Below are 13,207 nucleotides of genomic sequence, written 5' to 3'. Positions count from 1 at the left end.
GTAACAGAATAACCATGCGCGCCCGGCAGTCTCATACACACCGTTTGGCATTCCTCGCAGCCCTGTTCGTTTTCGTTCAGGCGCTCGCCCTGGGGCATGCCGCGGCGCATGCCGACCAGCCGCACAATCACTATGGGGTTACTTGCGACCTGACTGCTGTGGCGAGCATTCAAATCGTACTGCCGGATGTGCCGGCCAGTCCGTATATTTACGCAATCGAAACCGAGGTCACCGAGCCGCAATTCTCGCAGCCAACATGGACTCGGCCACCCGGCCGCGCTCCACCGCCGCGAAGTCCGCCTTCCCTTCAGCAATAGCGACCAATTCTGCCGCCTTCGGGTGGCATTCCCTATTGTCTGAAGGACTTCCCGGAACATGAAATCCCATATCTCCCGCCGCGTCGTTGCGGCATCGCTTATGCTGGGCGCAAGCCCCCTTGCTTTCGCTCAGGACGCCCCCGAGACGCTTGATACGGTCATTGTGACCGGCGTCGGCCCTCAACGGGACACCGACGAAATGGTCGGCAACGTCACCGCGATCAATCGCGGAGAAATCATCGAAAAGCTCTCCGGCACACTCGGCGACACACTGGCTGGAGAAGCCGGTGTGTCCACGACCTTTTTCGGACAAGGCGCGAGCCGTCCGGTCCTGCGGGGGCTTGGCGCTGAGCGCGTCTTGGTTCTGACGAATGGAATCGGCGCGCTCGATGCCTCTGCCGCCTCGCCGGACCATCAGGTCGCAACTGACGGTATCGACGCCGAGAAGATTGAAATCCTGCGCGGTCCGGCGGCTTTGGCCTATGGCGGCCAGGCAATTGGCGGCGTCGTCAATGTCATTGACGGCCTGATTGTTGAAAGCCTGCCGGATGAACCGGTATCATTTGAGGGCTTCGCCGCGAACAATAGTGTGAATGAAGGTACAGAGGCGGGCGGAAAGGCACGCTTTGCGACGGGCCCGCTTGTGCTGACACTATCAGCCTCTGCACGTGACTTTGGCGACTACGATATTCCGGGCTTTGCCGAATCTTCTGCTGCACGCGCAGCTGAAGAAGCCGAGCATGAAGAAGAGAGCGAAGAGGAACACGAAGACCACGAGGAGCATGAAGAAGTCCGCGACACGATGGAAAACTCCTTCCTTCAGTCTGAAACCTACTCAGCCGGCATCTCGTGGGTTGGCGACGACGCATTCCTCGGCTTCGCGCTGCGTCAGCAAATGTCGAGCTATGGCATCTCAGGCCACGAACATGATGAGCATGAGGAAGAAGAGCACGACGATGAGGACCATGAGGAGGAGGAAGGCCACGAGGAAGAATCCCCGTTTATCGATCTGGAACAGACCCGTTATGATATTCGGGGTGGCGCGAAGCTGGATGCGGGCCCTCTGACCCGTATCTCGGGGAATTTGTCCTATGCTGACTATGAGCATGTCGAGTTCGAAGGCCCAGGCGAACCCGGAACGAAGTTCACGACGGAGGGGACGGAAGGACGCTTGGAGCTCGGTCATCAATTTGGTGAGATTGAGGGTGCAGCCGGTATCCAATTCCTCGATAAGGACTTCAGCGCAGATGGGGACGAAGCCTTCCTGACTCCCACTTCAACGAAGACGTTCGGTGCCTTCGTGTTCGAGACCTTGCAATTGGACGATTATTCAGTTCTGGAAGGGGGGCTTCGCTTCGACAGTACAGAGCTCGACAATGATGTTCAGGGCGAACGGAGCTTCGATCTGTTCAGCGCATCCGCTGGTGGCCACAGGCATGTGGCATCAGGCTGGTGGATCGGCGGTCAGGTCAGCTATACTGAGCGCGCACCAAATGAAAGCGAACTGTTCGCTGATGGTCCACACCTTGCGACGAGCCAGTATCAAATCGGTGACTCCTCACTCGACAAGGAGAAAGGCACGAATATCGAAGCCTCGCTCCGCTGGGAAAATGATCTCTTCAGCATCAGCGGCAACGTTTTTCATGCGGACTTCGACGGCTTCATCTATCTGACGCCGGGCGTCGCGATAGAAGATGGACTGGAAGTTGATGAGCTGGATGAACTTCCGGTCTTCCTGTTCCAGCAACAGGGCGCGAAGTTCACAGGTGCAGAGATCGAGGCTGAAGCTCGGTTCCCGGAGGGTCTGCTCGGTGCCAGCTGGGTGACCTCGGCCAGCCTGGATATTGTTGAAGGCGAACTGGATGATGGCAACAACGTGCCTTATCTGCCGCCGCTCACACTCCATGCGGCCCTGGACGCTGATTGGGGCCTCTGGTCTGCAGGCTGGACCCTGACGGCGGCAGCCGACCAGGATGATCCAGGTGCAGGTATTCTGCCTACCGATGGCTATGTCACGACGGGCCTGCGCGCGGCGATTGATCTGGCTGAAGCTGGCTTTGGCAAGGATGGCACACAGCTGTTCGTGGAAGGCCGCAACCTGACAGACGAGGAAGTGCGGTATTCGACGTCAGTTCTGAAGGATGCGGTTCCGGCACCGGGCCGCAACATTCGCGTGGGGATCAGGGTCTCATTCTAAAACCGGATCAGGCCTGATTTGCCCAAGCGCAAGTCAGGCCGTTTCCTGCCCAAGAAACGCGGAAAGAATCGCCTGATCCACCACCGTGCGCACATGCAGTGGCTCGAACGGCTTCGGGATCAGATAAGAGGGCTCGTTGTCCTGCCCCTGCAGCAACATTTCCGGATAGGCGGTGATATAGATGACCGGCACTTCGGAATTCATGTTCGCGAAGATTTCCTTCACAGCGTCAATTCCAACGGATCCGTCGGCGAGGCGCAAATCTGACAGGATCAGTCCAAACGTCTGTTCTGCTGCCAATTCGACCGCCTCGGTCTGTGTCGTGGCAATTCCGACGACTTCATGGCCAGCCTCTTTGACGATCTGCGACAATTGATAGGAAATCATCGACTCGTCTTCGATGATCAGGACAGTTGTACTGACCTCATTGGCGATATTTGTTTCCGCTTCCCTGAGCATGTCTTCGATATCGGTTATCGTCACGGCCAGAATTCGGGCGGCTTCCTGGACGGAAAACCCCTCCACAACCGTCAACAACAGCGCGCGCCGCTGAAGTGTGGTCATGGCATTCATGATCTTGGCAATACCAGTCTCGTCGGACAGTTCAGAAACGCTTTTGCTGATCGATTTGTCGAGCTCGGCAAACAGGTCTGCCTTCTGGAACTTGAGGTCGGGAGCGACCGAGATCCGGAAGATCAACGACTCGATCATATCCTCAACAGCTTCGTCGCCGTTCTGCTGTTCTCCCATCAGTCCGCGCGCATACCGCCGCAGATAAGGCAGTTCAGATGATATCAAGTCTGAGAGCATCGCGCTTTCGTCCCCCTTGTTCGATGGCGTCCTAAACTGGACACAACGGTTGGCCAACCCGCCTTAACCATCGTGTTCGGCACAAATGCATAACCGAGCCTTAAGAACAATATATGTCGCAAATTCCCGGCGGCTCCCCTCTCGCGTGTTTTTTCCGTCATCCACTCGCCATTTCTGCAGTGTTTTCAACACAACCCGGATCACAGCGATTGAGTTGTGGGCGCTTCCACAAGCTTGTTGTTCCGAGGCAGCAGGCCCCCACTCAGCGGCGTCCGCGCCTCTCGTTCTACTGCATTTACTACAGGATGAGCCCCACCCACTTGCATCTGCGTCGCGCAGGGGCAAGTTTTAGCAGTTCCAGCTGCCATTCAGGCGCCTGAGAGAGCCGGTTCACTCCCAAAGCGTAAGCCACCAAGAGGTGCGAACGGGCTTATCCTGGAAGGGTCAACACCATTCGATAGCCTTTGGGGCCCGGACCGTTTTCGAACGTCGCGCCGATCTGGCTGGCTGACGCTTTCATGATGCGCTTGCCGAGCCCATTGGCGGATGTCTTGGTGGCGGTCGATTCCGGGCTCGCGTCGCCATTGTCCTCGCAGGTGATTTCGAGCGTGCCGTCCGCCAGGGACTTGCCGGAAATGGCGACATGGCCGGACTGGCCGTCGACAAAGGCGTGCTTGATGGAATTGGCCACGAACTCGCTGACGATAACGGCGATGGAACTGGCCACCGAGGTCGAGATGGCAACCGGCGATGCGTCGCAGGAAATGCTGACATTGTCAGGGGCGGAATCCTGCAGCAGGCTGGCAATCTCCTTGAGGAAGTCATCCATCATGACGGCGTCATCCAGCGGCGAGTCATGCAGCATCTGGTGGAGCGCAGCGGTGGCTTCGATGCGGCGGCCGATGGCGTCAAAGGCGTCAGCCATGTCCTCGCCCCGTTCCGCGCGGCCCTTGTAGACCCGCACGAGCGAGGCGACGGATTGGAGGGAGTTCTTGACGCGGTGATCGATCTCGTTGCGCAGAACTTTCTGCTCCCTCAGCGCGAGGCGCAGATCCAGTTCGCGCATCACCTGGCGGGCAAGTGTGTGAAGGGCAGACTTCTGGAAATCATTCAGCGCATTGGGCTTGTTGTCCAGCACGCAGAGCGTTCCGATTGGCATGCCGTTCTTTGCCTTGAGCAGCGCGCCGGCATAGAAGCGCAAGCCATCTGCGGGCATGCAGAGTTCATTGTCGGCCGTGCGGGGATCCTTGTGGGTGTCGTTGATCTCGACAAAGTCGGAGCTGAGCACGACGTGCGAGCAGATCGAGGTGGCCAGTGGGGTTTCGCGCGCGCCGATGCCGACTTCGGCCTTGAACCATTGGCGTTCTTCATCGATCAGATTGACCACCGAGATCGGCACATTGCAGATTTTCGAGGCCAGTTCCACGATCTCATCGAAGTCCGTCTCGCGCGGCGTATCGAGGATTTCATACTTGCGGAGGGTTTCCAGCCGGAGCGCTTGTTGTGGGTGCGGGGCGGCTTCCATGCAGCAGATATTCCAGTTCGCGTTGCGGGACTGGCACCTACTATAGCCGAAACTTCAAAAAAAACAGCCTTAAGTGCGCCCCGCCGCACCGGGCGGATCGGGGGCCATGCGCCAACAGAGGCGACGCCTGTGAAGGCGCTTGGAAGTCAGGATGGAAATGTCGGGAGGAGAAGGCCGGGTCAGGTGTCCGGCATGGGCAATATCGCGCCGCGCGTGTCCATAACTGGTCCATAAACGGCCCATAAGTGGACGCATCCATCGCGCCATTGTCCCGGCCCTTTCGCGCGGCACGCGGCGGGGCTCGCATCCAGCAATTCCCCGCTCAGCGCGGCATGCAGGGCGCGCGAGGGCTCTGCCCCCGGCAAGGGCGCGCGTTTGCGACCTGACAAATCGTCCGACAGGGCCAGGATGGTCACCCTGCCCCGCGCGTCCACGCCCCACAGCATTTGCGAGCCCGGCCCGCCCGCGCGCCGGAACCATGCCTTCACGCGCTGGATGCGCCAGAAGATCAATGGCCAGACCGGGTAGAGATACCAGGGCAGGTTCTGAATGGGGGAGAACAGCGAGCAGTCCATCACCGCCTATTCTACATCCGTCCACAGAGGGGGAGGATAGGTTTATTTTCGGGGCAATGCCTGCGGCAGGATGGGCTGATTTGAGGGGGGGACAGGATTGCGCTCCGTCAGCTACCAATCTTGTCATCCCGCAAAATCTGCAGGATTCATCCGGGATCCGGATGCGGGCTTGACCGCAACCAGTCATCCTTCGACTTCGCTCAGGATGAGTCCATCAGGCATCGCCCACCCTATAGCGCTCATGCTGAGCGAAGTCGAAGCATCAGCGCGGGCGGATCGGCGCGGCTCAGCCGGAGGTGCGAAACCCCGCCGCGTGGACACGCCTTACATTCGCTGCAATGCGCGCCTATCTGACTCGCATGCCGCTGCGCCATTCCGGGTGCACCTGTCCGGCAAGTCCCTCTGCAATGACTGTTTCTGCCCGGATCGCCGGCGCCCGGTTTCCTGCGCCGCACCAAATGGCGCAAGCCAAAGGAGACCCTCATGGCCAAAGGTCAGAAGAAGTCGAACAAGGAAATCCGCAAACCGAAAGCGGAAAAGCCCAAGACCAATGCGTCGAACCCGACGCTGAAAGCTGACTCCATGCTGGGCGTCGAGAAGAAGAAACGCTGACGCCCTTACCGCAGATTTGAATGCGCGACGGCCGGGCGTATCCCCACGCCTGGCCGCGTGCGCTCAAACGGCTCAGCCGGTGCGGCCATCCACGCGCCAGTCCGGGAAGCGCCGGGCCCTGCCGGCGAACATCAGGCAGACTTCATTGCCCGCCGGGTCGCGCAGCCGTGCCTCGCGCCAGCCCCAGGATACGTCAGTCGGTGGACTGTCAAAGACAAGCCCCTGCGCTTTCAACGCCTCAACATGTGCATCCAGTGCATCGGCGGACGGATGGTCGAAATAGATCACCGTGCCGGAGCGCACAGACGCACTGACCGGCGGGCTGACCGTGTGGAGCGACAGGGTCGCGCCGCTGCCATCCGCGCTCTCGAACCGGGCATAGCGCGGCGGAGCCTCCACAATCTGCACCATGCCAAGCGCCTCATAAAAAGCGACGCTGGCGGAATAATCGAGACAGGGAATGGTAATCTGGTTGAGGATCATGGACGGGCCTTTCATGCACGAAGTTCGTGAGGGGCCTGTCTTGTAGTTGCTCAAGTTAGGGTGAGGTCAAGGATCGAAATTTTGCTTAAGTCAACGAACTACTCAATACGGCATAGTAGCGAGCTACTTCGGGAAAGCCATCATGCAATTCTCGAAAGTCTGACGGCCCAGGCTCGTCTAGTTCGAATTCCTCATACCATCTATCAGATCGAGAGATGAGCACTGGGGGATAGTCAAACTCAAATTGATCTGCCGTGATATCGACTACCAAGCCGTTACGCTCAAGCCATGCATGATAATAGAAGCGGTTAGGGACGGTGAAATTTTTTCCACTTTGATATTTAAATCCACGGATTCCGTTATCCGCCAAAAAGGCCCCAAGAATATATGAGGCCTCTCCGCATGAACCGTTTGGAAACTCTCGGACTCTGATAGGTCGACTTGATGTAGGAGACGCCTCAATTGCGCCTCGCAGCTTTGTAGCCAAGCGCCAAATAGCTTCTAAATCGTCGTCCAAGAGCCCAGCCCCTCGCCTCTAAAGCGGAATATTGTCGTGTTTCTTCCACGGGTTTTCGAGCTGTTTGGTCCGCAGGGCCCGGAGGGATTTGGCGATGCGGCGGCGGGTTGAGTGCGGCATGATGATGTCGTCGATATAGCCCTTGCGCGCGGCGACGTAGGGGTTCGCGAAATTGTCCTCATACATCTTGGTGTGCGCGGCGATCTTTTCCTCGTCGCCCAGGTCTTTGCGGAAGATGATCTCGACCGCGCCTTTGGCGCCCATCACGGCGATCTCGGCCGTCGGCCAGGCATAGTTCACATCGCCGCGCAGATGCTTGGAGCTCATCACGTCATACGCGCCGCCATAGGCCTTGCGGGTGATGACGGTGACCTTGGGCACAGTCGCCTCGGCATAGGCGAACAGAAGTTTCGCGCCATGCTTGATGAGGCCGCCATATTCCTGCTTGGTGCCCGGCATGAAGCCCGGCACGTCCACGAAGGTGACAACCGGAATGTTGAAACAGTCGCAGAAGCGGACAAAGCGCGACGCCTTGCGGGAGGCGTCAATGTCCAGCACGCCGGCCAGCGTCATCGGCTGGTTGGCGACAAAGCCGACCGTGGAGCCCTCAATGCGGCCGAAGCCACAGAGGATGTTGGCGCCGAATTTCGGGCTGATCTCGAAGAAGTCGCCTTCATCGGCCACTTTCTCGATCAGCTCGCGCATGTCGTAGGGCGAGTTCGGGTTGGGCGGGATCAGCGTGTCGAGGCTGTCTTCCACGCGCTCGGCGGAATCATAGACGGTGCGGACCGGCGGGTCTTCGCGGTTCGATCCGGGCAGGAAGTCGATCAGGCGGCGCATCTGGACCAGCGCCTCGATGTCGTTCTCGAACGCGCCATCGACCACGCCGGACTTGGCCGCATGGACGGATGCCCCGCCGAGGGATTCGTGGGTGACTTCCTCGTTCGTCACGGTCTTCACCACGTCCGGGCCGGTGACGTACATGTAGGACGTGTCCTTCACCATGAAGATGAAGTCGGTCAACGCAGGCGAATAGACATCGCCGCCGGCGCACGGGCCCATGATGACGGAGATTTGGGGGATCACGCCGGACGAGAGGACGTTTTCCATGAAGATGTCGGCATAGCCGGCAAGGCTGTCGACGCCTTCCTGGATGCGCGCGCCACCCGCATCGAAGATGCCGACCACTGGCGCGCCATTCATCACGGCGGCCTTCTGGACCTTCACGATCTTGGCGGCATGGGTTTTCGACAGGGAGCCGCCGAAGACGGTGAAGTCTTTCGAGAAGACATAGACGAGGCGGCCATTGATGGTGCCCTGGCCGGTGACAACGCCGTCGCCGGGGATCTTCTGCTCATCCATGCCGAAATCGGAGCACTGATGCTCAACGAACATGTCGTATTCTTCGAAGCTGCCTTCATCCAGCAGCACTTCGATACGCTCCCGCGCGCTGAGCTTGCCTTTGGCGTGCTGGCGTTCGATTCTTGCAGCGCCACCGCCCTGACGGGCCTCTTCGCGTTTGGCTTCCAGCGCTTCGATCACGTCCTTCATGGGGCTCTCCCGGCCTTCTGTTTCTGTTTGCTCCCCCGTGATTATACGGCAGCGCAACAAAGGCAAGTGCGGCGTTAGGCCCTTGAAAACGCAAACGCCCCGGATGTCTGGTCCGGGGCGCCGCGGCAGGGCGATCATTCTGCTCGGCCCGCCGCCAGGGGTGCCGTTGCGTCAGTAGCCGTAGCGGCTGTGGCCGTTCTGGCCGCGATTGCGCGCCTGACCCGTTTGCGGAATACCGTCGAGCCGGGCGACCTGTCCCCGCCTAACGAGACAGGTGACGTCGCGTTCCCGCTCGCGGCGGCGGTTCTCGAATTCCACATCATCAAAGCGGATGCGGAACCCATTCGGGCCGATCTGCTGGATTCTGCGGTCATCATCGAAATCGACATCGTGGAAGCCGGCCCGCCATGCCGTGCGACTGATCGCGGCGCGGCAGGCCTGAACGGCGTTGCGACGCAGCTGGCGTTCCTGCCGGAGCGACTGGCCCCATTGATTGGCGCGATACCGGCCATGACGCCCCGTCGGGGCATTGTGGCCGATTTGGATCGACAGGCCTGTCGCGCCAAGCCGGGTCTCAAGTTGGGCGATGCTGCCCCGGGCCGGGTCGGCCATGGCGGGGGCGGCGATGAGGGCGGACGCAGCAAGGGCAACGGCAGCCACTCGGACATTCATGATTTTCTTCATCATGTGCCGAGCAGACCACGCGCCACAGGAACACGGCCTGAGCGCGGCGTTCATCGCAGGTTTCGCTGCGGTTCATCTTCGTTCAACTGCGGGTGCGCGCTGTTGCGCAGGGCGATCAGCCGAGGCCGACGAGCCAGGTTTCCAGCGCCTTGGCCTCGATCCGGCGCAGCGCCGTGGCGGCCTTGGCTTCATCGTCTTCGCCCCAATGCTGGGCCTGCCAGGCCTCGTCAATGCGGGCGACCTCGAACGCGTCGGTCGCCGTCAGTTCGCCCTCGACCACGGCCATGGCCAGCACAGCAGACCCGTAAAGGCCGCATCCGAACAGAAGGCCTGTCAGGGCGAAATCGTCGAGCCCGAGGGCATAGTTGCGCGCCGCTTCCAGCGAGGCATCTGGCTGGGGCGAGGCAATGATGCCTTCGACCGGCACGAGGATCACGTCCAGCGCCTGCCCGGCCCAGGCGCGAAGTGGGGCCCAATGGGCCTCTTCCAGCTCGGCCAGTTCCTCAGGCTCCTCGGCGATGTGGCAGACCAGATCGGTCTCGCAATAGCGGGCCAGTTCATCCGCCATCTCGTAACGGGTCTCCGGCACACGGTCGATCGCGACATTGGCAAGCCGCGTGAGGTGCATCGACATCAGGTCGATCTCTGCGTCTTGGGCATTCCATTCAGCGGCAACCGCCTTGGCCAGCTTTTCGGTCGGCAGCTTCAAGGCGACGCGCGCAGGCGTCTTGATGGAGCGGCCATCCAGTTCCACGGTCCAGCCGCCGGGAATCTGCTCCGGCTTGGCGCTCTCGTAGAAGCGTTTCGGCTTCGGGGGTTCTTGGGGTTCGGTCTCGTCAGTCATGGCCGGGCATGTACGCTCATGAGGGCGGGTTTCCAAGAGGGGAAGTGCTACAGGGCCGGCTCAAACGCCAGCAGGCTTTTCCGGAGGGTTTCGAACTCATGGTGGATTTCGTGGGCGCCAACTTCTTCGAGTTCGTGCGCCGCGCCAAAGCCCCAGCTGACGCCGTGGGTATAGACGCCGGCGGCGCGGCCCATGGAAATGTCGTGGATCGCATCGCCGATCATGAGGCTTTCATGTGGCGCGCAGCCCAGCGCGCCCATCGCCTGTTCCACCATGTGCGGATGCGGCTTGCCGGGGCCGTCATCAGCGCACCAGACCGTATCAAAGAAATGCTGGATATCGTGTGCCCCAAAAAGGCTTTCGATGCCCTTGTGAGTCTTGCCGGTCGCCATCGCGATCAGCCAGCCTTCCTCGCGCAGCATTTCGAGCGTTTCCAACGCGCCATTATAAAGCGGCTGGGTGAAATCTGGCCTGGCCCGGGCGCGAACCCAGGACTCGCGATAATCATTCACCAGCCGGTCGATCTCGGCGGCATTGGCGTCTGGCGCAAGCTGGCCGCAGGCTTCATGCAGGCTGAGCCCGACAATTCGGCGCGTCGCATCATATTCCGGCGGCGTCAGGGCCGACAGGGTGAAGGCCTCAACCATGATTTCATGAATTGAGGTTCGGCTGTCGACGAGTGTTCCGTCCACGTCCCATATGGCAAGCTTCAAACCCGACATCAGATGAACGGTGCCAATGGGTCTTTGCCAGCTTCCTGTTCGAGGAAGCCGAGGGATTCAAAAGTCTGCTTCATGTGCGGCGGCAGCGGCGCGACGATCTTGATCGGCTTGCCAGTCTGGCGCGGTATGATGAGGCTGCGCGCGTGAAGGTGCATGCCAGGCGCAAGGCCCTGCGGCACTTCGCGCCGGGACTGGTATTTGAAGTCACCGAGAATGGACGTATTCATTTCCAGCATATGAAAGCGCAGCTGGTGCATGCGGCCTGTTTCCGGCTTCAGCGCCACCCACGCTGCCTTCTGCCCTGCCGTGGAGATCACCGCATAGTCCGTGATCGAATGACGTGCGCCCTCGACGCCCTGCGCCGAACGGAACATGCGTTCGCGGTCCGCGTCGCGGCGGCCACGGGCCTTGGGATGGATGACGCGGTAACCGTCTTCTTCGTTCTCGTCTTCGATCCCCTTCACCATCCAGCAGCGGATCTGGCCAAAGGGCGGGTTGGGAACACCAACGGTAATGGCCCAATAGACCTTGCTCATGTCGCGGCTACGGAACTTCTCCGACAGCTGCGCGGCGGCCTTCGGATATTTGGCCAGCAGCAGCACACCGCTCGTATCCTTGTCGAGCCGGTGGACAAGGACCGGGCGATGCTCGCCATCGCCCAGCGCGGCCAGCATGCCATCAATATGGCGGCCCTGCCCTGATCCGCCCTGCACGGCGATGCCGGCAGGCTTGTTGATGGCGATCATCTCGTCATCTTCGTAGAGGATCAGGTCGCGGATGAATTGGCGGTCTTCCTCGGAAACGCGCTCGGCCTTTTTCTGCGCTGGACGGGTCACGTCCGCGTCCATGATCGGCAGGCGCACCTGCTGGCCGGTCTCAAGGCGCGTATTGGCCTTGGCGCGCGAGCCATCGACGCGGATCTGCCCCGTGCGGAGCATCTTCTCGATCTGGCCCTGCGTGACCGGCACGCGGCGCTTGACCCAGCGATCAAGCCGGGTGCCGGATTCCTTGTCGGAAACCGTTTCAGTAACAATCTGGCCGCTCATGCGAATACCTTTCGGGCAATCCAAAGTCCTATGAACAGTGCGATCACGCCCAGTACCAGTGAGAGCCCCGCATAGGTGCCTGCTTTCAGGGTTTCGCCCTTGCGCAGGAATTCCGCCACTTCCAGCGAGAATGCCGAGAAGGTGGTAAAGCCGCCGAGCAATCCTGTCGCCAGGAACAGCCGGGTCGTCTGGTGCAGCCCTTCGGCCTTCAGCGTCAGCCAACCGACCAAGAGGCCCATCAGCAGGCTGCCCAGCAGATTCACGGCGAATGTGCCATGCGGCCAGCCAGACGGCAGGTGGCGCACGGCCATAAGGCCGACCCCATGCCGGAGCGACGCGCCAATGGCGCCGCCTGCTGCAACTGCGAGAAATCCGTTCATGGCGGCCTTCTAGCTTCAACCGGCCCGCTTAGCCAGTGCCGCATGACTCTGGCGCGGAAACGATTGCAGCTTGACTAAGGGCCCCGGACCCGCCGAATGTTAGCGCTAAAATAAAAAGTATCGTAGGGAGCCAATCATGAAAAACCGTATCGCCGCGAGCCTTGCCGGCCTTTTGTTCTGCATGGGATCAGCCGCCGCCCAGGCCACACTTGATGTGGATCTCGACGCCCCGACCCACACAATCGCGCCGGAAATCTACGGCCAGTTCCTCGAACATGTCGGCACCCAGCCCTATGGCGGGATCTGGGTAGGCCCCGACAGTGACATCCCCAACACCGATGGCATTCGCGATGATGTCTTCGACGCCCTGAAGGCGCTGAACGTGCCGGTCGTGCGCTGGCCCGGCGGCTGCTTCGCCGATCTCTATCATTGGCGCGATGGCATCGGCCCTCGGGCTGACCGCCCGGCACGGGTCAACATGGTCTGGGGCGGCACGCCGGAAAGCAATGAATTCGGCACACATGAATTCTTCAGTTTCGCCGAGCGGCTGGGCGCGAAGACCTATCTCAATCTGAACCTCGGCACGGGAACAGCCAAGGAAGGCGCTGACTGGCTGGAATATATCACGGCCGAAACGGGCGACCGCGCCGAAGAGCGCCGTACAAATGGCCGCGACACACCCTGGACGGTCGACTACCTGTCCATCGGAAACGAGACTTGGGGCTGCGGCGGGGCCATCACGCCGGGCGCTTATGCCGATCTCTACGCGCAATTTGCGAGCTTTGCGAAAACCGCCGGCAACCAGCCGGTGCGCATCATCTCCGGCGCGCATGACGCAAACCCGGAATATGCCGACACAATCCTGGAACATCCCTATATCGCCGATCTGGCCGAAGGCATCTCCCTGCATGTCTACACCCTGCCCACCGGCGACTGGGGCAAGA

General features: G+C 60.5%; 13 protein-coding genes. 3 read left to right on the top strand and 10 right to left on the bottom strand.

The window, feature by feature from the left end:
- The first annotated feature begins 375 nt into the window (after positions 1-375).
- Complete coding sequence (locus tag B2P82_RS09185; protein WP_290496727.1) at positions 376-2,514, top strand: TonB-dependent receptor; 2,139 nt, start codon at positions 376-378, stop codon at positions 2,512-2,514.
- A gap of 33 nt (positions 2,515-2,547) precedes the next feature.
- On the opposite strand, the gene B2P82_RS09180 is transcribed toward B2P82_RS09185, so the two are convergent.
- The 3 genes from B2P82_RS09180 to B2P82_RS09170 form a co-directional block, all read right to left on the bottom strand.
- The gene (locus B2P82_RS09180; protein WP_206990802.1) at positions 2,548-3,324 is read right to left on the bottom strand and encodes a PhyR family response regulator anti-anti-sigma factor; all 777 of its coding nucleotides are present in this window, start codon (positions 3,322-3,324) and stop codon (positions 2,548-2,550) included.
- Positions 3,325-3,754: 430 nt separating this feature from the next.
- A complete protein-coding gene (locus B2P82_RS09175; RefSeq protein ID WP_290496725.1) occupies positions 3,755-4,849 on the bottom strand; it encodes a histidine kinase dimerization/phosphoacceptor domain -containing protein in 1,095 nt (364 codons plus the stop codon).
- 179 nt (positions 4,850-5,028) lie between these two features.
- Positions 5,029-5,424, bottom strand: a complete 396-nt coding sequence (locus B2P82_RS09170) for a hypothetical protein (RefSeq protein ID WP_290496723.1) — start codon at positions 5,422-5,424, stop codon at positions 5,029-5,031.
- Positions 5,425-5,907: 483 nt separating this feature from the next.
- Here B2P82_RS09170 and B2P82_RS09165 point away from each other — a divergent pair, with 483 nt between their 5' ends.
- Positions 5,908-6,036: a hypothetical protein gene (locus B2P82_RS09165; protein WP_255341991.1), complete on the top strand. Its 129-nt coding sequence runs from the start codon at positions 5,908-5,910 to the stop codon at positions 6,034-6,036.
- Between the two features lie 72 nt (positions 6,037-6,108).
- Here B2P82_RS09165 and B2P82_RS09160 read toward each other — a convergent pair whose 3' ends face one another.
- The 7 genes from B2P82_RS09160 to crcB form a co-directional block, all read right to left on the bottom strand.
- The gene (locus tag B2P82_RS09160; protein ID WP_290496720.1) at positions 6,109-6,534 is read right to left on the bottom strand and encodes a VOC family protein; all 426 of its coding nucleotides are present in this window, start codon (positions 6,532-6,534) and stop codon (positions 6,109-6,111) included.
- 520 nt (positions 6,535-7,054) lie between these two features.
- Positions 7,055-8,587: an acyl-CoA carboxylase subunit beta gene (locus tag B2P82_RS09155; RefSeq protein ID WP_290496718.1), complete on the bottom strand. Its 1,533-nt coding sequence runs from the start codon at positions 8,585-8,587 to the stop codon at positions 7,055-7,057.
- 171 nt (positions 8,588-8,758) lie between these two features.
- On the bottom strand, positions 8,759-9,274 hold the full coding sequence (locus tag B2P82_RS09150) for a hypothetical protein (protein WP_206990807.1): 516 nt from the start codon (positions 9,272-9,274) through the stop codon (positions 8,759-8,761).
- A gap of 112 nt (positions 9,275-9,386) precedes the next feature.
- Entirely contained in the window at positions 9,387-10,115 is a 729-nt protein-coding gene (locus tag B2P82_RS09145; protein WP_290496716.1) for an ATP12 family chaperone protein, read from the bottom strand.
- A 47-nt stretch (positions 10,116-10,162) separates the two neighbouring features.
- Positions 10,163-10,837, bottom strand: coding sequence for an HAD-IA family hydrolase (locus tag B2P82_RS09140; protein ID WP_290496714.1), 675 nt, complete (start codon positions 10,835-10,837; stop codon positions 10,163-10,165).
- The gene (locus tag B2P82_RS09135) at positions 10,837-11,883 is read right to left on the bottom strand and encodes an RluA family pseudouridine synthase (protein WP_290496712.1); all 1,047 of its coding nucleotides are present in this window, start codon (positions 11,881-11,883) and stop codon (positions 10,837-10,839) included. The genes B2P82_RS09140 and B2P82_RS09135 overlap by 1 nt, the downstream gene beginning before the upstream one ends.
- Positions 11,880-12,263: a fluoride efflux transporter CrcB gene (crcB, locus tag B2P82_RS09130; protein ID WP_290496708.1), complete on the bottom strand. Its 384-nt coding sequence runs from the start codon at positions 12,261-12,263 to the stop codon at positions 11,880-11,882. Before crcB ends, B2P82_RS09135 begins: the two co-directional genes overlap by 4 nt.
- 136 nt (positions 12,264-12,399) lie before the next feature.
- Here crcB and B2P82_RS09125 point away from each other — a divergent pair.
- A partial coding sequence (locus B2P82_RS09125) for an alpha-L-arabinofuranosidase family protein (protein ID WP_524537549.1) occupies positions 12,400-13,207 on the top strand: 808 nt, incomplete at its 3' end.

This window comes from Hyphomonas sp. UBA4494 (assembly GCF_002388935.1).
In the GTDB taxonomy this organism is placed as follows: domain Bacteria; phylum Pseudomonadota; class Alphaproteobacteria; order Caulobacterales; family Hyphomonadaceae; genus Hyphomonas.
This window is presented reverse-complemented; position numbering and strand designations above follow the sequence as displayed.